Below are 19,130 nucleotides of genomic sequence, written 5' to 3' on the forward strand. Positions count from 1 at the left end.
GCTTCTGTGCCGGGCAGCGCCTATCGCTCTGGAATCGATGACCCGCCACTACCGTTAAAAAAGCTTCCCCGTCTGGCCTGCCGCAAAATCTTCGCAACGGCCAGATGGGGAAGCACACAGCATGATGGGACAGCTATCGAGTGGATAGGTGTCCGCTTCGGTGTAGTCGATCAGGTGTTGAGCGATGCCGAAACCTGCACTGCAATCAAGGAAGCTGAAGCCCGGGGTAAAGCCCACACTTCTGGAGGTTGGTCTGGGTACTGTCGAACAGAAACAAGCCGATTGCTACGATGGCAATAACGGCAATACTCTGGAATAGCCATGCACGCACTTTTGGGATCAGTCCAGACTGATCCACATGGGCGCGAGCCATCTGCAGGAGTTTGCATAGGACCCTCTCCATCAGCACGCTGGCAGAATACGATGGAGCAGGGTAAAGAAAAAATGGTGCTGGATCGGTTAGGTACTGCACCTGGTCTCGACCGACTCAAACCAGAAACTGTTCAACTAACCGAACCCAGTAACTAGCCCCAGTCCCCAGGCAGTCATCGTTGAAGTCGTAGCCTGCGTTATGCACCATGCACCCCCCCTCCCCATCACCATTACCGATAAAGAGATAGCTGCCAGGACAATGCTCAAGCATCACTGCAAAATCTTCACTGGCAGCGATGGGTGCCATGTCTTGAATCACCCCTTCTTCTCCCAACCAATCTACAGCGACCTGACGGGCAAACGCAGTAAGCTGAGGATCATTTATCAGGGGCGGCAATGATTCTCCCCTATCAACCTCCACACTGACACTGGCGCCGAAGCTAAGCGCCTGAGCTTGGGCAACCTGAACAATCCGCTTGAGAAGGTCAGCTCGAACGTTAGGCTTCAAAGCGCGAACGCATAGTTGGAGTACCGCATGCCCCGGAATAACGTTGGGCGCCTCACCAGAATGAAAGGAACCCACAGTGATAACCGCCATCTCCAGAGGATCCGTATTGCGCGACACAATACTTTGCAGCGCCATGACAATTGCCCCTCCAGTAAGTATGGGGTCAATGGCTTTATGTGGCATTCCTCCATGCCCACCCATACCATCAATTCGAATTTCAACAGTATCAGTAGAGGCCATGAACGGCCCGGCCCGAAAACCCAACTTCCCTACTGGCAACCCAGGCATGTTGTGCATGCCGAACAACGCATTACAGGGAAATCGCTCCAGGAGACCATCATCCAGCATTTTCTGCGCGCCCCCATCGCTTTCTTCGGCAGGCTGAAAGATGACCACCAGCGTACCGTCGAACTGCCGGCTGTTGGCTAGGTGCTTCGCGGCAGCCAGCAGCATTGCAGTATGGCCGTCATGACCACAGGCATGCATGGCACCTGGATGCTGGCTCGCATACGGCAATCCAGTCTGCTCCAGAATCGGCAACGCATCCATATCTGCCCGAATACCAATGATCTTACGTCCACAACCATGCTGCAAACGCCCTACGACACCGGTCCCCCCAAAACCACGATGCACCTCAAATCCCCACGACTGGAGCTTGGCAGCAACCAGATCTGAGGTTTTGAACTCCTTAAGGCTGAGTTCCGGATAAGCATGAAGATGGCGGCGCAACTCAATCATTTCAGCTTCAATGGCACGGATACCAGGCAGCATGGGTCGAACGATCATGGACTTCACCCGTTTCAGAGAAGGGAGGCTCGCCTGCAAAGTGCGAGAATATAAAATTTCTTCAACGTTAAGTGCTGCGAGCTCTGCCCAATCATAGGGAGGCAGAAAGCAGTACTTTATGACTGAACTTCTGATTGGCAATCATCATGGTTTATCCATAGGCTTGGAGTGTTGTAATTGTTATTCGATACCAAGGTGCGTCGATGAAGGCTTGATGACGGCCAACTCTGGATAGGCCGCCAGTTTCTCGATATACAGCTCAGCACTTTCCAACCAACGTTCAGTGAGCGAGCGGAAATGCCCCATATCCCGGCAACGCATGCGTAGACAGTAATCAAGCGCACCACTGATGAGCTGGCACTCAATGACTTGCGGGCAAGCAACGGCTACGGCTTCAAACGCCTTTTGCCCGCAGAGCCCCTTGCCATCAGCCAATCCAACCAGCACCAGCAGAGATAAACCAGGTGAGAGCTTGTGCTCGTCGATGAAGGCCCCATAGCCACGGATGACCCCTAGCCTTTCCAGCTTACGTACACGTTGCTGGCAAGGGCTCTCACTCAGGTTCACCAATGAGGCGAGTTTTTTATAAGTGATACGCCCGTTATGGCGCAGCACATCAACGATCGCCTCGTCGATACGCCCCAACGTTGCAACAGCCATCTGGGTTTCACTTGCAGTTTTCATACAGAAGGTTTTTCACTTCAGCCCATTAGACAAAAATTGTTGCAGACGCTCACTGCGCGGGTTATCCAGGATCTCCGGCCCGCCTTGCTCTTCGACAAGCCCCTGATGAAGAAACAGCAGTTGGTTCGAAACCTTGCGGGCAAATCCCATTTCATGGGTCACCATGATCATGGTCCGCCCTTCTTCTGCGAGCCCTTGGATGACTTTCAACACTTCGCCCACCACTTCAGGGTCCAGCGCAGACGTAGGCTCGTCGAACAGCATGACTTCAGGCTCCATCGCAAGTGCGCGAGCAATGGCCACCCGTTGCTGTTGCCCCCCGGACAGAAACGCTGGGAATTGATCGGCAACACGGGCAGGCAGTCCCACCTTTTCCAAGTATCGCCGGGCACGATCTTTCGCATCTTTTTTGCTCACACCCAGCACCCGCCGAGGAGCAATGGTGATGTTGTCCAACACGGTCAGGTGGCCCCACAGGTTGAAGTGCTGGAACACCATGGCCAGGCGGGTGCGCAATCGTTGCAATTCACGGTCATCCGCCACGCGCAGCCCCAAATGGTTTTTGACCATGCAGATCGGTTTGCCATCCAGACTCATGGCACCGTCGTTGGGTGTTTCGAGAAAATTAATGCAGCGCAGGAACGTACTCTTTCCAGAGCCACTGGCGCCGATCAGGCTGATCACGTCGCCTGTTTTGGCATGCAGGGATACGCCCTTGAGCACTTCATGGCTACCGTAACTTTTGTGTAGCCCTTCAACAGTCAATTTGTACATGTTTGCAGTCATCCTCTAACGCGGATTGGAGCAGCAGTGTCAGCTACTGGGCTCAGTGAGTCGGACCAAGAAAAGCCAACCAGTGACGCTCGGCGATTCGAAACAGGCCGACCAGGGCAAAGGTCACCGCCAGGTAAATCAATGCCGCAATCCCAAACGATTGAAAGGTCAAGAAGGTCGCGGAGTTCGCGTCGCGGGCGACTTTAAGAATGTCCGGCACCGTTGCGGTGAATGCCACCGTGGTCGAGTGCAGCATCAGGATGACTTCGTTGCTGTAATACGGCAGCGAGCGACGCAAGGCTGATGGCATGATCACAAACGCATAGAGCTTCCAACCTGAGAGGCCATAAGCTTTCGCAGCCTCAACCTCGCCATGGGCAATGTTGCGAATTGCCCCTGCAAATATCTCCGTGGTGTAGGCGCAAGTATTCAGGGCAAAAGCAAGAATGGTGCAATTCATCGCATCGCGAAAAAACGCATCAAGCACAGGTTGTGTTCGTATGGCAGCCAGGCTGTAGATCCCCGTGTAGCAGATCAACAACTGAATGTAGAGCGGCGTCCCCCGGAACAGATAGGTGTAGAACTGCACCGGCCAGCGCACATAAAACCTGGGCGACACTCGAGCGATGGACAGCGGAATCGACACAATAAAGCCGATGAACAGTGAGGCACTGAGCAGCCACAAGGTCATGGCCAGCCCGGTTATTTGCTGACCATCGCTGTAGAAGAAAGGCCTCCAGTACTCCTGTAGAAGTTCAATCATCGCACCGCCTCCCTTGAACCTGCTGCGTAGTGCCTTTCCAGGTAGCGCAGTACAACATTGGAGAGGCTGGTGATGACCAGGTACGTCAAGGCAGCGAGCACCAGGAAAAAGAACAACTGGTAGGTGCTTTTCCCCGCATCCTGGGCGGCTTTTACCAGGTCAGCCAAGCCAATGATCGAGACCAGTGCAGTGGCCTTGAGAATGACCATCCAGTTGTTGCCAAGCCCAGGCAAAGCGAACCGCATCATTTGCGGGAACATCACGAAGCGAAAACGCTGAGTACGGCTTAACCCATAAGCCGTGGCCGCTTCGACCTGGCCGCGAGGGACTGCCAGCATCGCGCCGCGGAAGGTCTCGGTGAAATAAGCACCGTAGATGAAGCCAAGGGTGATAACCCCCGCGACAAAGGGGTTGATCTCTATGTATTCCCACCCCAGAGCCACTGTAATCAGGGTCAGCCAGGTTTGCAGGCTGTAGAAAATCAATAACATCAGTACCAGATCCGGCACCCCCCGGATCAGTGTGGTGTAGAGCTGCGCTGGCAGACGTAGTAGCTTGAGGCTGGACAGTTTGGCGCTGGCCCCGATCAGCCCCAGCAGCACACTCAGCGCCAGGGAAGAAAGGGACAGCTTGACGGTCATCCAGGCGCCTTCGAGCAGTAAAGGGCCAAACCCCTTCAGGCTGAATGCAGAGAGCCCCAGCACGCCTAATAGTGTGTCGAACATGATCAGCAACCTATAGCGAAAAGCGCCCATCCAGGGGGTGAGCGCCGGGTGGTTATTTGCCGCTGTAAAGATTCAGATCGCCGAAGTGCTGCTTCTGGATCGAATCGTAGGTGCCATCTTCGTGCAGGGCCTGGATCGCTTTATCGAGCAATGCCTTGAGTTCCACGTTGCCCTTGGCAACGCCGATGGCGGTTTTGGAGGGAAGATAAGGGCTCTCGACGGACGGGCTGATTTCGTAATCGGCACCCTGCGGCGAGTTGAGAAAACCTAACTGGGCCTGTAATGCGTCCTGCAGGGATGCATCCAGCCGCCCCGCTACGAGGTCGTAATACACTTGGTCCTGGTTCTGATAGGACTGAATTTTAACGCCTGCTTTATCCAGAACAGCTTTTGCATAGGCTTCCTGGATGCTGCCCTGGAAGTAGCCGACCGTTTTACCCTTGAGTGACGCTACGTCTGCGTTGAGGCCCGAACCTTTTTTGAACACGTAGGCCGTGAACCCAGAAAACAATTCATTTGAAAAGTCGATGGCTTTTGCGCGCGTTGGCGTCACTGTCATGGATGAGAGAATACCATCGAACTTACCGGCTCTGAGGCCTGGGATCAGACCGTCAAAATCGCTCTCGACCCAGATGCATTTAACTTGAAGTTTGGCGCAAATCGAATTACCCAAATCAATGTCAAACCCCTTGAGGCTGCCATCAGCCGCTTTCGACTCGAAGGGCGCGTAGTTAGCATCCACGCCAAAGCGCAGGGTTGTGTAATCTTTGGCCCACGCCACATTCAAACACAGTGGAAAGAGCGCGATAAAACACATTTTTCTTAGCGAGTTCATATGTACATCCCTAGGTATTGTAATTGGATTCAAGGGCAGTAAAATTCTATAGCTGAACACATAGCTCCGTAAGTTATTATTCTGAGGCGATCGCCTTATTACCAACACTACATTAGCAATGCCACTTCAGAGAATATGGCAAATTGATCAATTTCATGAGCAAAATGCTCGAAAATTTATGTCGAAGCCACTTTCATCATCACCAAACCGGAAACAATTAAAATCGCGGCAGCCACTCGCAGAATACTGGCTGGCTCTCCGAGAAAAGCAATGCCAACTAAAAAAGCGCCAACCGCCCCGATACCCGTCCAGATCGTATAAGCGGTGCCTAGCGGAAGACTTTTCATCGAGAAGGAGAGCAGCGCAAAGCTGGCTACCACCATAACCAAAGTCACAATGGTGGGTACTACGCGTGTAAAGCCCTCAGATTGTTTCATTGAAAACGCCCAAACCACTTCGAGCAGCCCAGCAACAATCAAGCTTATCCAAGCCACAATTAATCCCCCTAAGCCCCGTTAACTAAAAATCACCTTTCTCGTTTCAGGCAAGATCCGGCAACACATGCGAAAACTTATCTAAAATTAAAAAGACCCCCGTATGTACGGGGGTAAAGACGGGTTGACCAAACCCTGTGCGTGATACTGTAAGACAAAAACCAATAATCAAATTTGCCAGGTCATTTGAACGTTTCATCCAAGGCCAGGCAAATATCTTTAATCAGATCATCTGCGTCCTCAAGCCCCACCGATAAACGCAAGTGGCCGTACTCCTGAAATTCCTTGGGATACTTGTCAAAGCCGCCACGGCCCTCAGCGCCTACATGAACAATGAGCGTCTCATCATGGCCCAGTGAAACGGCAGACGTAATAATGCGCAAGTTAGAAACAAAGCGATTTTGGGTGTCTGGATCACCTTTCACTGCGAAGGCCATCATTGCCCCAAAACCACGACCGGCAAATTGCCGCTGAGCTAATTCATGCTGCGGATGAGAGGCAAGCCCGGGGTAATAAACATAGGCAATACGGTCATCTGAATCGAGATACACAGCCAGTTTTTCCGCATTGCTCAGGTGCTGTTTCAAACGCAAAGGCAGGGTGACTGAGCCCCGCATGATTAACCAGGCATTGAACGGCGAGATGGTTGCCCCAAGGTCAACCAGTGCATCGTGCTTGATGTGGTTCATCATCTGGGTAGAACCCAAGACCACACCGCCCATCGAGTCACCATGACCGTTAATGTATTTGGTCAACGAATGAACAACCAGGTCTACACCATGCTCACTGGCACGGAAAAAAGGTGGCGGTGTAAACGTCGCATCTACAGAGATCAACGCGCCCTGAGCGTGCGCAATCTCGGCCAAGGCAGCAATGTCCGCGACCTTGGTCGTAGGATTCGCGATCGTTTCAGTGTGAAGCAGCTTTGTATTGGGCCTGAATGCCTGCCGGACAGCGTCCAGATCGCCCATATCTACAAACGTTGCTTCAATACCATAGCGCTCAGGCAGAAGCTCGGCGAACAACCGCCATACGGCTTCATAGGTGACATCACTCACAAGGACATGGTCACCACTTTTCAAAAATGTAAAAAACACTGCATGCAACGCAGCTACGCCGGTTGCAAACACAACACTAGACTCAGTCCCCTCAAGTGCTGCGAGCTTTTTCTCCAGGCACACTTGGTTGTGCCCTTGGTTACGGGTATACACAAGGCCATCTGGGCTGGACCAATCCATTGTCGAAGGATCCTCCGGCAGTAGATAGGAGTTGGCCATGACTAATGGCGTACGCACCGCGCCGGTCGTCGCGTCGATTACGTTACCCCCATGAACAGCCAGTGTGGCTGCAGATAGCGTGGTCAGATTTTTCTTGTCAGGACGCATGGGTCTATTCCTCCAAAGGGCATTGTCGTTGTGCTTGTTCAATTTTGAAGTGGAGTACCTGAGTGGCGGAGAGCCTGATCAACAGGGACCAAATCCTGGTTCTCATCGAATACCAGTGCCCCTGATTCAATCCCACGCACACGGCCACGTACCATGTACCAACCGACTACAAGCACTGCGGCGTAGATGGGCAGCGAAGCAATTGAATACGTCCCTACGGGATAATCCATCGCAATCAGTACCAGCACCAAACCAAAGAAAATAAGCGTGGCGTAACCACTGTACGGAGCGAAAGGCATACGAAACTGCGGTCGTTCCAACTCCCCAAGCTGGGCATACTTGAAAAGCTTGATTTGGCACAAAATGATCGTTGACCATGAACCAATCAGCATCACAGCGGTGAGGGTCAATGCAATTTCGAATGCTTCCCCGGGAACAATTGCATTGAGAAAGACCCCGATCAGGGATGCGACGGTTGTCAGCATGATGCCGGCGAATGGAACCCCCTGACGATTCATCTTCGCCAGAAAACCAGGCGCTGAACCACTGATGGCGAGGGACCTTAGTACTCGACCGGTTGAATAGATGCCCGCATTCAAAGATGAAACAGCCGCCGTGATGAGGACCATATTCATAATGGCGTCCGCGCCCTTGATTCCCAGTGAGCCAAAAAAGGTTACAAATGGACTGACACCTGCTGAATAGGCTGTGTGGGGGAGTAGCATTGCCAACAGCAGTATGGAGCCTACATAGAAAACAATGATGCGGAACACCACTGCACGAATGGCCTTCGGCATGACTTTAGCAACATCCTGGGCTTCACCCGCGGCAGTACCGACTAACTCCACACTTCCGTAGGCGAATATCACCCCTTGGATCATGATGACTGCGGGCAAAAGCCCTGCTGGAAACCATCCGCCATTGTCGGCGATGAGTTGGAATCCAACTTCATGTCCCGGAAGTGGCGTGCCAAACAGGACCATATACACGCCTATACCTAGAAAGGTAGTCAAGGCAGCCACTTTGATCAGGGCAAACCAGAACTCGAGTTCCCCGAAAATCTTTACCGACACCAAATTAATTGCGGTGACGAGGGCTAACGCGGCAAGTGCAAGCAACCACTGCGGAATATCGCCCATAACGGGTAGATAGGCCTTGAAGAAGTTCAGATAGAGCGCGATGGCAGTAAGGTCAGCAATCGCTACCATCACCCAATCGGTCCAGTACATCCAACCCACTGTAAACGCCCATTTCTCCCCATAAAATTCTCGAGCGTAAGAAACGAAAGAACCGGATGAAGGCCTGTACATCACAAGCTCGCCCATAGCTCGAATGATGAACCAGGCAAAGAAACCACATAGTGCAAAGACAAATACTAGAGAAGGCCCCGCCTCTGCGAGACGCGCTCCGGCGCCCATAAAAAGCCCGCTGCCAATCGCACCACCAATGGCTATCATCTGGACCTGGCGCGGCTTGAGCACTTGTTGGTAACCCGATTCCTCAGCGCTGAAGTCTGTTCTTCGAGCGACACGGGATGCCTGCTCGGGCGCAGGATTAAAATCGCTGATACTCATCTCTGTTACCTTTTTATTTTTATTCTGAACGCGACTCTTCAAGGCAGAAGAGTCTCGCCAAGGATCGCACTGAAGCGTCAAGTCCTGCAGGAGCGACTTGTTTAGTTCTCACTCACGCCGTTAATGCACACCACTTTGGGTTGCGTCATATCTTCATAGGCGAAACGCACACCTTCGCGGCCCATGCTCCCGTACTTGAAACCACCGAAAGGCATTGCGTCGAATCGATAGTCCGAGGAGTCGTTGATCATGACGCCGCCCGCTTCAAGTCGCTTGGCTGCCTTCATCGCAACATTCAAATTACTGGTGAAGATCCCCGCGTGCAGGCTGTATTCAGGTTCGTTGGCAAGCGTCAGGGCCTCGTCCAGGGAACCAATGCTCTGAAGTATCACGACAGGACTGAACACTTCCTCGCACCACAGTTTGCAGTGGCGGTCGACGCTTTCCAGAACAGTGGGCGAATAAAGCGAACCGTTACGTACATTGCCGAACAGCAGCGCCGCGCCTCTGGCAATCGCGTCATTCACTACTTCTTCAGCATGCTTGGCTGACGCCTCAGTAATCATAGGACCGACATCCGTCTGATCATCTGCAGGATTACCCACGATCAACTGACTGGTTTTCTCAACGAAGCGCGCCTTGAACGCTTCGTAGAGTGGCGCCTCGATTAAAATCCGCTGAGTACCAATGCAATTCTGCCCGGCCGCCCAAAAAGCCCCCGACACACAAGCGTCGACTGTTTCATTCAGATCGCAATCAGCCATCACGATAACCGGGGCATTTCCCCCAAGGTCCATCGCCAGCTTTTTAAGCCCAGCCGTGCGCGCGATTTGCTCCCCGGTAACGAAACCACCTGTGAAAGACACCATACGCACCGCACGGTGTGCGACCAGGGCCTTGCCCAATGCAGCCCCTCCTGTGGCGACTGTTACAACAACAGGCGGCAGGCCAGCCTCGATCAGGCAATCCACCAGCTTGATCGCCGAGAGTGGTGTGAGCTCGGACGGCTTGAGAACAACCGCGTTCCCGCCCGCAATGGCAGGGCCCAACTTATGGGCGACCAGATTGAGGGGATCGTTGTAAGGAGTAATCGCGACGATTACACCCAGGGGCTCGCGAGTGAACCATCCCTGGCGAGATTCGGATCCCACATAAGCATCGAAAGGGATCACTTCGCCCGCATTGCGCTTGGCTTCTTCCGCCGACAACTTCAACGTATTGACGCAGCGCAATACCTCTTTCTTTGCCTGCTTCAGTGTTTTGCCCGACTCCGCCACAATCAGTCGGGCAAAGGCGTCCTTATCACGCTCAACCGAGAACGCCGCCTGTTCCAATATACGTGCACGTTCGTGTCGTGGCAGGTCCTTGGCAATCAACGCACCCAAAATAGCGGTGTCGACTATTGTGGTGGCGGATGAAGCAGGCATGTCGACCACCTCACCCACTTTGCTACCGTCAAACGGGCTATGCACAGTGATCGCTTTATAATCAGCAGCCAGTGAAATACTCAAGCTATTCATGATTACTTACCTGACTGGGTTTTGTGCTTGTGAATGCTCACAATATCGGCGAGTAGAGCGAAAGCCGTTTCAAAACGACCCGCACCCGCGCCCACCACAGTGACAGGGCCAAGAATGGCGGTATTGAAAGTGATGGCGTTGGTAGCCCCGCTCACACCGGCAAGTGCGTCAGTGGCGGGCAATAACTGCGGGCTCACGGAGGCATAAATGGAGCCATCACTCAGCTTTTCTGCGCTGCCGATAAGCTTCCATCGAGCATTGGCTTTTGTCGCTTCGGTAATGTCCTGGGCGGTAATCTCGGAAATACCCTTGCACAGGACATCGCTAGGCTTGAGCTTTGCGCCGAGTAACTCATTCGCCAAAATGACGACCTTTAGACGAACATCATGCCCTTCCACATCGGCTGTTGGATCTGCTTCGGCATAACCTAGCGCCTGGGCCTTCGCAACAGCACTGGAGAAGTCCAGCCCCGTCTCCATACTGGAGAGGACAAAGTTCGACGTGCCGTTGAGAATTCCTTTGAAACCGCTGATTTCCGAGCCTGCGAGAGATTCCTTAGCCAACCGGATAACTGGCGTTCCGCTCATGACAGAACCTTCGAACTCAAACTGAGCACCGGTGCTTTGGGCAAGCGCCTTCAAACTTTGCGCATGCAGCGCCACTGGACCTTTGTTGGTAGTCACGACGCTGATGCCCTTCTCCAGGGCCCAACGGCAGAACGTAGTGGCTGGCTCGCCGTCCACGGGATTGGTAAATGTAGCCTCAGCAACGATATCGGCACCCGCAAACCGAATGACGGACTCATTGGCAGGTTCATCACTGCCGCCTCGCAGGGCTTTGAGACTGCCTTTGGCTGCAGGCACCGCGGCCAGCTCATGAGCATCCAGACCGTCTTTGTTGATAACCGAGCCAAGAAAGAGATCACTGACGCCGATAATCTTCAGAGTAAACCCCAGCTCATCTGCCCAGCGCGAATTCTTATCAGCGATAAGCTGAGTCAGCGCGCGGTTGACGCCACCGAAGCCAAGCAAAGCAATTTTATATTCAGTCACGACAAAGATCTCATTGTTATGTTTGGGTGCTGAAATAGTAAGTCGCCAACGCATTTTCACGAATATGGCAAACAGAACGTAATTGCGAGCAAAATGCTCGTTCGGCAGCGCACTTTGCTTTATCCATACTACTTGGTGCAGGATAAAACGAAGGACGTCACAGTATTTAGGACGCCTGGCAGCGCTGAGATTTCACTCCAAACTCTATGGATACGGTCTGAACTCATCGCCTCGACCGTCAATACAATATCAAGGTCGCCGCTCATCACATTGCATGAAATAACCTCAGGCATCGCTATGACAGAACGAACAACGTCAGCATCACGCATTCTATCTTTACGATAAACGAAGATTAAAGCGTTGATCGGCCCAGCATCCGCCGAGGGCATTCCTTTAATAATCGTATACCCTCTGACGTACCCATCACGCTCCAATCTTTCGATTCGCAGCCTGACCGCATTCCTCGACAAGTTAACTTTCATCGCAATATCATTGTGAGCAAGCCGCGCGTTACGCGTCAGCTCTTCCAATATTTTCTCGTCAACCTTATCTAACACACGTTTCATCTCTAACTCCAAACTTATAACGAGCGAGACTCCGTGTCTGTGGACAACGTCCCGATGAGCTGCTTAAGAGCGCCAACATCGTTAGGGATTGAAACACATCGATAATCAGGCCCAGGAAGAGCGCCGATCCCTTTGATGACCCCCAGCGCATCTGTTTCATCAGCCGCTGCGGCACTCTTGGAGGGATGTGTCGTCGCCAGACAGATCATCGGGATAAGCAAGCTACGCCTACTGGCACGCGCCGCTCGCAAACCAATTGCAGTATTGGGGCTGATCAGATAACCACTTTGCGCAAACACCTCATGAATGGTCCGGAAAGCATCTGCGTCCTCCACGGCCAGCGAGTCGAAAAGCTTACGTGCCTCCAACCATTCATCTTGCTCTAACTGAATCGAACCCTCCCCCTCTAACAACTCCATATTCCTGGCTACTTTTTCTCCGCGGCGGTTAAGAATACTCCACTGCATGCGTTCAAAATTCGAGGCCAATGAGACGTTCATACTAGGCGTATTAGTAATACGAATCTCACTTCGGCTATAGAGATTAGTTTGCAGAAAATTATGCAATCCCGCATTGACATTGGTGGCAACGATCAATTGCCGAATCGGCAATCCCATTTCCCTGGCAATATAACCCGCGTATAACGCTCCGAAATTGCCGGTGGGCACACTGAAGGCTACTGCCCTGTCAGGCGCGCCTAATTGAAGTGCTGAGTAAAAATAGAAGGGAAGATGTGCAAGCACTCGCACCCAATTCACGGAATTGAAGGATATCAGTTGCTGCGTTTCGGTATTGTGTTTGAAGAACTGTTCGCAGAGGCGATGACAATCGGAATAATCCCCTTCGACAGCAACATTAACTATGTTTTCTTCACCCGCGCTCAATAAGCGGCGTCTATGCTCTTCCGTTATTCCTCTCGAGGGATGCAGCACAATAACGGTCACACCTTGCATACCGGAGAAGGCTTTTATAGCCGCAGCGCCTGTGTCTCCACCGGTGCAACCTACAACAAGCGCTTTCTTGCCAGATCTCAACAAGTCGTGCCCAACCAGGCGAGCCATCAATTGGAGACCAAAGTCCTGATAGACGCCAGCTGGCCCATGAAACAATTCCAATATCCACTCGTTGCTCGCCGTTTGGTAAAGCGGTGCAACCGCTCTGCTTTTGAAGCAGTCGAACGTTTCCTCGAGAATCTGAGGCAGCTGATCTTGAGGTATCCAACGGCCTACAAACGGCTCAATCACGTGACGTGCCAGTTCATGGAAAGGCAGCCATTCCAGCTTGGAGAGATCTTCCCTTTTGAAGTGAGGAACCTTGAGAGGAACGAATAACCCTCCATCCGGGGCATACGCCCCCATGAGCACATCACCAAAGTCGAATGTTTTGCCGGGTGTCCGCGTACTGACGTATTTCATAACTTGAGACACCCTCTCGCAATCTCTGAGCTAGCCGCCTCTCTGGCGGTGCCCTGCTGAAATCCAACACCACGATTTAAATCGCTTGTCATCCAGCTTCCATCTATTGACTATAAAAGTCAATATAGTGACCATTGCATTTATCCACCAGCTTTTTTCAGCCAACCGCAACGAAGTCTCTGGCGCTACCTCGCCAGGTAGCGCGGGACACCTGTCAGCTAGAAATCAGGGAGAACACCATGAGCGCCAAAAACCTTCTGCATTCGCTTTACCAGTACAAGGCATGGTCTGAGGAGGAACTATTCAAATACTTGAAAGCCTCAGCGGCAAAATCCTATCCAGACGAAATGGCGAAAGCGATGTATTGGCTCAACCACATCAACATTGTTGATCAGTTGTTCATCGCCAGACTGAAAGGAAAGCCGGACGAATTTGACTCCGTCGTGACCGACCAACCGCAGGACTTGAGTCAGCTTGAAGAGCAATTCTCCAAGGCGAATCAATGGTTTGTCGAATACACCAAAGCCGTCACGCCAGCGGAACTGGCTGATCACGTGACGTTTACTTTCAAGGACGGAAAGCCTGGCAACATGACTAAGGAGCAAATACTGGCGCATGTGCTATCCCATGGCCTGCAACATCGGGGGAGTGTCGCAACGATCTTGCCAGGCGAGATCCTGCAGGATCACAAGGACCACTTCACAACGTTTTTGAAACGCTAGAAACCTGCGCGCTTGCCTCATGGAGCATGATTGGCAAGCGCCCTCTTTCTAAGTAAGAAGCCAGGTTCAGCTCAGCTCCAGCTCGTCGATCACAGCGGCAATTTGCTTACGCCCTTCTCATCCACGCCCTGTTCATTCATAGGCGTCAAGGGAAATGCGCTAAGGCCGGTAAATATCATTCATGACTCCAGGGTTTCGTCTTTTGACTAATTAGATCCAGGACCAATCAGTGAGCTTTCAATTTGAACGCCTGGCATCATCAGTTGCAGGCCTTCGATAAGCTTGTCGCCTGCCTCTGTCAGCGCTTCAAGAGGCATCGCCGGCAAACTTTCCAGAATGAACCACATCTGTTTTGCACCAGAACCCAGGCGTGTTCTGACACCTTGCCGCCAATTCCAACGACGGCATGTCACGCCTTTATCATCCCGCCATACCACTTCGCCGGCGTCTGGATACTCGTGAGCGGGAGCGCCTTCTTTCACGGTGTCAAAAGGCTCGGTACCGTCTGCGACGACGAGCCGCGGAGTGCCCACATAGGCGTCTATATTTTCCCCGCCTACAGGGATCGCGTACTCGATACTGATGGCATTGTAGAGGTCAACGATGGGGTCCAGGCTCGGTAAGCTGCCGTCTCGTAGAACACGCTTGCGCAATGCTTCAGCCGAGCAAGGCGTGCGTTGTGGCTTGGCCCCAAACTTTCGGAAGGTCTCAGCCCAGGCTGCCAGATGCGCCTCTCCCCAAGCGGGCCCGCTTGCCAACACTGCCTGGCAAGCGCGGTCCAAGGCCTCTTGAGCGACACCAGGGTTGGTCAGGGGCGCAGCCTTCACAACGATACTCAGCGCCCGGAAGCCCGGTGCCAAATCTGCAACAGATTGGTCAATTAACGGCAGTACGGACAGCATCAAAAACCTCCAATGATCTACATGTGGTTTCATGCTATCCATTAGCGACCAAATAAGTCAATATATCGACTATACCAATAAGATCCCGCCACTGAGCAGATTGACGACACCAGCAGCAAGCGTCGAGAATCCCTCCAACTCTCTCTCATGACCCTGAACAATGACCCTAAACAACGTTATATCGACCACGCCCGGCGCCGATGCTCAGACTGTGGGCCTGGCAGTTGCGCGCACGCTCAAACAGGCACGAAAGAATCAGAAAATCACCTTGGATGAGCTATCTCGCCGCTCAGGCGTAAGTAAAGGAATGGTCGTCGAAATTGAGAAATGCACGGCTAACCCGAGCATAGGCATCCTGTGCAAAATCGCCGCCGCGTTGGGGCTTTCTGTTGCAGACATCGTCAATGTGACAGACGCCCCTGCTGCCCATATGATCGACAGCCAGGAGATCCCCACTCTCTGGACTGGTGATCTGGGCGGGACAGCCCGTCTTCTTGCAGGGACCACAGGGCCTAACATGATTGAGCTGTGGCGCTGGGAAATGTTTCCAGGGGAGTCCTTTTCGTCACAAGGGCATCCTCAGGGCACAATTGAATTATTTCATGTCGAGAAAGGGACGCTTAAATGTGTTGTCGGGGACACTGAATTAGTCATCCACGCAGGTTGCTCAGCGGTCGCAAAAACAGATGTTCCACACTCCTACGCCAATGCGGGTAGATCCAAGCTGGTTTTCACCATGTCAGTTACAGAAATTCACCAGTGAGCAAACCTCCAGCTTATGAGAGCTGGCAATCCCGATCGGACAGCGCTAATTGTCACCCTACCGAATCGCTTCAATGTTTCCCAAGACTCATTCAGATCATTGGCTCAGCATTGCTCTTGGCCAATAGTGCCTGGAGCAACACATCTGCGCCCGCCGTCGACCACTCCGGCGAAATCTCCTCTGCCTCGTTGTGGCTCAGCCCGTCCACGCACGGCACGAAAATCATCGCCGTCGGCGCCACCTGGTTCAGGTAGCAGGCGTCATGCCCGGCACCGGAAATCATCGGGCGATGGCTGTATCCCAGTGCCTCCGCAGACGCCTGCACCACGGCCACGCAATCACTGTCGAAGGCAATCGGCGCGTACAGGAAGATCTGCTTCACGTTGTGCTGCAAACCGATGCCCGCAGCAATACGCGCCACAGCGTCGCGCAATTGCTGGTCTTGACGCGCCAGCACTGCTTCGTCCGGGTGACGGAATTCCACGCTGAAAAACACCCGCCCCGGCACCACGTTGCGCGAGTTGGGAAAGATATTCGTCATACCCACCGTGGCCCGCCCTTCGGCGCCCTGCTCCAGACCCAAGCCATTCACCGCCTCGGCCACGCGGGCAAAACCGAGCAACGCATCCAGGCGGTGGTCCATCGGTGTGGTACCGGCGTGGGCGCTGCGCCCGCTCAACTCCACCTCATACCAGCGCTGGCCCTGGGCGCCGGTGACCACGCCGATGGTAATGCCCTGCGCTTCGAGGATCGGGCCCTGCTCGATATGCAGCTCAAACGCGGCATGCACGGCCTGGCCGCCCACCGCATGCGGGCCGGCATAGCCAATGTGCTGCAACGCCTGGCCGATGCTGCCCCCGGCCTTGTCCTTGCGGGACAGCCCATATTCCAGGTCAAACACCCCGGCATACACGCCCGACGAAATCATCGCCGGGGCAAAGCGCGAGCCCTCTTCGTTGGGAAGCAATCGTACAGATCGAAGAAGGCATCAACGAACGCAACACGCCCCGCCATATGCTCGGCCGCGACCGTCGGGTGGTGGTAATCGAGCAATACCTAAGCCTGGTACCGCTGTTTGATCCAGTACTCGAAGGCCTGCGTAGTGCCGTGCGTTACGAGCGCACGTTCTTCGATAAGATCGTCGCCTCCCTGCTGCCGCTGTTGGAAAAATTGACCAGCGGCAGCATTGCCCAATTACTGGCCCCGGACTACACCGACCTCAACGACGCACGGCCAGTCTTCGATTGGATGCAGGTGGTACGCCAACGAGCAGTGGTCTACGTCGGCCTGGACGCGTTGTCGGATGCGGAGGTTGCTGCTGCCGTGGGCAACTCGATGTTTGCCGACCTGGTCTCGGTCGCCGGCCACCTTTATAAATTCGGCCTGGATGATGGCCTGCCTGGCGCGACAACCAACGCCACGGCCGCAATCAATGTCCATGCTGACGAATTCAGCGAACTGATGGGCGACGAGTTCATTCCCATGGTCAACAAGGGAGGCGGCGCCGGTATGCAGGTCACCGCCTACACCCAGACCCTCAGCGATATCGAAGCACGTCTCGGCAACCGCGCCAAGGCTGGCCAAGTGGTGGGCAACTTCAACAACCTGATCATGTTACGCGTACGTGAAACGGCCACCGCAGAGCTGCTGACCAAACAACTGCCAAAGGTCAAAATCGCCGGCATCTCCCCCATGAGCAGCGCCACTGACAGCTCCGATCCACACGGACGAACAGCATTTACCTCCAGCAGCATGGATCGCATCACCACCAGCGTACCGCTGCTGGAACCCGCGCATATCGTCGCATTGCCCAAAGGCCAGGCCTTTGCCCTGCTCGAAGGCGGCATCCTGTGGAAACTGCGGATGCCGTTGCCTGTACATGAGCCAGATGCCGATATGCCCAACAATCTGCTCGACCTGGCTGAACACATGCGCCGCCAATATGGTGAGAATCAAACAATCTGGCACAACGAAAGCCGCCGTCATGCGTGATCCGGCCAGCGTTGCCCAGCAACAGCAGGCTCGGCAGCAAGGATTGCTGCTCTCCCTGGTCTCCCTACCATTGCGGTTTATTGGAGTGTTGTTGGGGTCTCTGCTGCTGTGTCTGGCGATCGAACTGATCGGAATGCATCTGTTCTGGACGGAGCAAGGCTGGCGGCATGCACAAGGGATGATGAATTTCGAACTGCAACAGCTTTCATCCTACTTCACCCGTAGCGTGGTGGTGCAGGAGCCGGGGCGCAGCGCGTACAGGATGGTGGACTTGCTACACCAGAACCTGTTGCTGGAAAGTGGGCTGCCTGACTGGTTGAAGCAGGTGAACGATCAGGCCAAAGAGGCCAACACAGCAACGGGGTTCAATGCCACTTTGGCTCAAGCCGTGGTGTACATGGAGGGGTATGTGCTGGCGACGTTCTACACCTTAGCGACGTTTCTATTGCGATTGCTGGTGTTGATATTGACCTTGCCGTTGTTCGTGCTGGCGGCGTTAAGCGGACTGGTGGATGGGCTGGTGCGGCGGGATTTGCGCCGCTTCACTGCGGCGCGGGAGTCGGGGTTTCTGTACCACCGGGCACGGGCGATGATTCTGCCGTTGGCAGTGTTGCCGTGGGTGGTGTATTTGTCGCTGCCCATCAGTGTCAATCCGATATTGATGGTAATACCAGCGGCGACAATTCTTGGAGCTACCATCAGCGTAACCGCGAGTAGCTTCAAAAAATATCTGTAAAGGTCTATCAAAGACACTCAAGTTGAATCGCGCCTGTTTTTATTACCCAATCATTGCCAAGCTTTACTGGCTTGAATCGAGGGACACCAGGCATGTCTTGGTGCGGCAGCAAAAAGTAGCCAGATCCATCGGCCATTGGCTCAATGTGAACGATATACCTTCCAACATCCTCTGCGGTCCAACCAATATCCGCAGCGATTATCGCGTGATTCGAAGCGTTACGAATGACCATCACGACATCCTTGACTCGTGAGATTGAGTTCAAAGCATAGCTCAAGCCCGCCTGTGCTCAATGCCCAGTCAGTAAGAACGCTATTCGATGCTGATTTTCACATCTGGCTCTGATTTCAGAGTTGGGCGACGTAGTTCAGGATCGCCTGCATCAAGACAACGAAATTGCAGCTCCGCATTAGCATTTAGGCACTCTGCCACAGCAATGTACTTTGCAGCCATAGAACACTTCGGTACACCGATAAGGGACAGACGCCATTTCCCATTCAAAGGAACATCGCGCCCAGCCAAAGATGCAACATTTACTCCTGTTTTTCAGGGATTTTAGTAA

At 53.4% G+C, this 19,130-nt stretch carries 18 protein-coding genes and 3 pseudogenes; 4 read left to right on the top strand and 17 right to left on the bottom strand.

Going from position 1 to position 19,130, the window contains the following annotated elements; all coding sequences use genetic code 11:
• Positions 1-144 precede the first annotated feature (144 nt).
• The 14 genes and pseudogenes from Q8X51_RS20100 to thrC form a co-directional block, all read right to left on the bottom strand.
• Positions 145-389, bottom strand: a pseudogene (locus tag Q8X51_RS20100) (amino acid ABC transporter permease); the annotation flags it as partial.
• 98 nt (positions 390-487) lie between these two features.
• Positions 488-1,666, bottom strand: coding sequence for a M20 aminoacylase family protein (locus Q8X51_RS20105; protein WP_065926042.1), 1,179 nt, complete (start codon positions 1,664-1,666; stop codon positions 488-490).
• Between the two features lie 180 nt (positions 1,667-1,846).
• Entirely contained in the window at positions 1,847-2,350 is a 504-nt protein-coding gene (locus Q8X51_RS20110) for an Lrp/AsnC family transcriptional regulator (protein WP_065926041.1), read from the bottom strand.
• Positions 2,351-2,362: 12 nt separating this feature from the next.
• Positions 2,363-3,124: an ABC transporter ATP-binding protein gene (locus Q8X51_RS20115; protein ID WP_407694636.1), complete on the bottom strand. Its 762-nt coding sequence runs from the start codon at positions 3,122-3,124 to the stop codon at positions 2,363-2,365.
• Between the two features lie 52 nt (positions 3,125-3,176).
• Positions 3,177-3,887 (bottom strand): ABC transporter permease, encoded by a 711-nt coding sequence (locus Q8X51_RS20120; RefSeq protein ID WP_065926039.1) that lies wholly within the window; start codon positions 3,885-3,887, stop codon positions 3,177-3,179.
• Entirely contained in the window at positions 3,884-4,612 is a 729-nt protein-coding gene (locus Q8X51_RS20125) for an ABC transporter permease (RefSeq protein WP_065926136.1), read from the bottom strand. Before Q8X51_RS20125 ends, Q8X51_RS20120 begins: the two co-directional genes overlap by 4 nt.
• A gap of 52 nt (positions 4,613-4,664) precedes the next feature.
• On the bottom strand, positions 4,665-5,429 hold the full coding sequence (locus Q8X51_RS20130; RefSeq protein ID WP_407694653.1) for a transporter substrate-binding domain-containing protein: 765 nt from the start codon (positions 5,427-5,429) through the stop codon (positions 4,665-4,667).
• 194 nt (positions 5,430-5,623) lie between these two features.
• The gene (locus Q8X51_RS20135) at positions 5,624-5,941 is read right to left on the bottom strand and encodes a DMT family transporter (protein ID WP_065926037.1); all 318 of its coding nucleotides are present in this window, start codon (positions 5,939-5,941) and stop codon (positions 5,624-5,626) included.
• A 182-nt stretch (positions 5,942-6,123) separates the two neighbouring features.
• Positions 6,124-7,326, bottom strand: a complete 1,203-nt coding sequence (locus Q8X51_RS20140) for a trans-sulfuration enzyme family protein (RefSeq protein WP_407694637.1) — start codon at positions 7,324-7,326, stop codon at positions 6,124-6,126.
• Positions 7,327-7,364: 38 nt separating this feature from the next.
• Positions 7,365-8,900 (bottom strand): amino acid permease, encoded by a 1,536-nt coding sequence (locus Q8X51_RS20145; protein ID WP_065926035.1) that lies wholly within the window; start codon positions 8,898-8,900, stop codon positions 7,365-7,367.
• Positions 8,901-9,001: 101 nt separating this feature from the next.
• Positions 9,002-10,420 carry an aldehyde dehydrogenase family protein gene (locus tag Q8X51_RS20150; RefSeq protein ID WP_065926034.1) on the bottom strand — a complete coding sequence of 473 codons (1,419 nt, stop codon included), beginning with the start codon at positions 10,418-10,420 and terminating at the stop codon, positions 9,002-9,004.
• A gap of 2 nt (positions 10,421-10,422) precedes the next feature.
• Positions 10,423-11,472 (bottom strand): homoserine dehydrogenase, encoded by a 1,050-nt coding sequence (locus tag Q8X51_RS20155; RefSeq protein WP_065926033.1) that lies wholly within the window; start codon positions 11,470-11,472, stop codon positions 10,423-10,425.
• A 128-nt stretch (positions 11,473-11,600) separates the two neighbouring features.
• Positions 11,601-12,038, bottom strand: coding sequence for an Lrp/AsnC family transcriptional regulator (locus Q8X51_RS20160; protein WP_065926032.1), 438 nt, complete (start codon positions 12,036-12,038; stop codon positions 11,601-11,603).
• Between the two features lie 14 nt (positions 12,039-12,052).
• Positions 12,053-13,453, bottom strand: coding sequence for a threonine synthase (gene thrC, locus Q8X51_RS20165; protein ID WP_065926031.1), 1,401 nt, complete (start codon positions 13,451-13,453; stop codon positions 12,053-12,055).
• Between the two features lie 239 nt (positions 13,454-13,692).
• On the opposite strand from thrC, the gene Q8X51_RS20170 reads away from it, so the two are divergent.
• On the top strand, positions 13,693-14,175 hold the full coding sequence (locus Q8X51_RS20170) for a DinB family protein (RefSeq protein WP_065926030.1): 483 nt from the start codon (positions 13,693-13,695) through the stop codon (positions 14,173-14,175).
• Positions 14,176-14,381: 206 nt separating this feature from the next.
• On the opposite strand, the gene Q8X51_RS20175 is transcribed toward Q8X51_RS20170, so the two are convergent.
• A complete protein-coding gene (locus Q8X51_RS20175; RefSeq protein WP_065926029.1) occupies positions 14,382-15,077 on the bottom strand; it encodes a B3/B4 domain-containing protein in 696 nt (231 codons plus the stop codon).
• A gap of 160 nt (positions 15,078-15,237) precedes the next feature.
• Here Q8X51_RS20175 and Q8X51_RS20180 point away from each other — a divergent pair, with 160 nt between their 5' ends.
• Positions 15,238-15,840, top strand: coding sequence for a helix-turn-helix domain-containing protein (locus Q8X51_RS20180; protein ID WP_065926028.1), 603 nt, complete (start codon positions 15,238-15,240; stop codon positions 15,838-15,840).
• A gap of 91 nt (positions 15,841-15,931) precedes the next feature.
• On the opposite strand, the pseudogene Q8X51_RS20185 reads toward Q8X51_RS20180, so the two are convergent.
• Positions 15,932-16,798 (bottom strand): annotated as a pseudogene (locus Q8X51_RS20185) (M20 family metallo-hydrolase); the annotation flags it as partial.
• Here Q8X51_RS20185 and traD point away from each other — a divergent pair.
• Both traD and Q8X51_RS20195 read left to right on the top strand, forming a co-directional pair.
• Positions 16,789-17,814, top strand: a pseudogene (traD, locus tag Q8X51_RS20190) (conjugative transfer system coupling protein TraD); the annotation flags it as partial. The pseudogenes Q8X51_RS20185 and traD sit on opposite strands and share 10 nt — an antisense overlap.
• Positions 17,815-17,824: 10 nt before the next feature.
• Positions 17,825-18,568, top strand: coding sequence for a TIGR03747 family integrating conjugative element membrane protein (locus Q8X51_RS20195; RefSeq protein WP_065926027.1), 744 nt, complete (start codon positions 17,825-17,827; stop codon positions 18,566-18,568).
• Between the two features lie 7 nt (positions 18,569-18,575).
• On the opposite strand, the gene Q8X51_RS20200 is transcribed toward Q8X51_RS20195, so the two are convergent.
• Complete coding sequence (locus tag Q8X51_RS20200; protein ID WP_065926026.1) at positions 18,576-18,800, bottom strand: hypothetical protein; 225 nt, start codon at positions 18,798-18,800, stop codon at positions 18,576-18,578.
• Positions 18,801-19,130: the final 330 nt, after the last annotated feature.

It is taken from the genome of Pseudomonas sp. Yb2C2, assembly GCF_052112325.1.
GTDB classification, from domain to species: Bacteria; Pseudomonadota; Gammaproteobacteria; order Pseudomonadales; family Pseudomonadaceae; genus Aquipseudomonas; species Aquipseudomonas marginalis.

Coding starts and splice junctions, on each gene's coding strand:
- Q8X51_RS20105 (WP_065926042.1), bottom strand. CDS start 1,666: ATGATCGTTCGACCCATGCTGCCTGGTATCCGTGCCATTGAAGCTGAA.
- Q8X51_RS20110 (WP_065926041.1), bottom strand. CDS start 2,350: ATGAAAACTGCAAGTGAAACCCAGATGGCTGTTGCAACGTTGGGGCGT.
- Q8X51_RS20115 (WP_407694636.1), bottom strand. CDS start 3,124: ATGTACAAATTGACTGTTGAAGGGCTACACAAAAGTTACGGTAGCCAT.
- Q8X51_RS20120 (WP_065926039.1), bottom strand. CDS start 3,887: ATGATTGAACTTCTACAGGAGTACTGGAGGCCTTTCTTCTACAGCGAT.
- Q8X51_RS20125 (WP_065926136.1), bottom strand. CDS start 4,612: ATGTTCGACACACTATTAGGCGTGCTGGGGCTCTCTGCATTCAGCCTG.
- Q8X51_RS20130 (WP_407694653.1), bottom strand. CDS start 5,429: ATGTGTTTTATCGCGCTCTTTCCACTGTGTTTGAATGTGGCGTGGGCC.
- Q8X51_RS20140 (WP_407694637.1), bottom strand. CDS start 7,326: ATGCGTCCTGACAAGAAAAATCTGACCACGCTATCTGCAGCCACACTG.
- Q8X51_RS20145 (WP_065926035.1), bottom strand. CDS start 8,900: ATGAGTATCAGCGATTTTAATCCTGCGCCCGAGCAGGCATCCCGTGTC.
- Q8X51_RS20150 (WP_065926034.1), bottom strand. CDS start 10,420: ATGAATAGCTTGAGTATTTCACTGGCTGCTGATTATAAAGCGATCACT.
- Q8X51_RS20160 (WP_065926032.1), bottom strand. CDS start 12,038: ATGAAACGTGTGTTAGATAAGGTTGACGAGAAAATATTGGAAGAGCTG.
- thrC (WP_065926031.1), bottom strand. CDS start 13,453: ATGAAATACGTCAGTACGCGGACACCCGGCAAAACATTCGACTTTGGT.
- Q8X51_RS20170 (WP_065926030.1), top strand. CDS start 13,693: ATGAGCGCCAAAAACCTTCTGCATTCGCTTTACCAGTACAAGGCATGG.
- Q8X51_RS20175 (WP_065926029.1), bottom strand. CDS start 15,077: ATGCTGTCCGTACTGCCGTTAATTGACCAATCTGTTGCAGATTTGGCA.
- Q8X51_RS20180 (WP_065926028.1), top strand. CDS start 15,238: ATGACCCTAAACAACGTTATATCGACCACGCCCGGCGCCGATGCTCAG.
- Q8X51_RS20195 (WP_065926027.1), top strand. CDS start 17,825: ATGCGTGATCCGGCCAGCGTTGCCCAGCAACAGCAGGCTCGGCAGCAA.
- Q8X51_RS20200 (WP_065926026.1), bottom strand. CDS start 18,800: ATGGTCATTCGTAACGCTTCGAATCACGCGATAATCGCTGCGGATATT.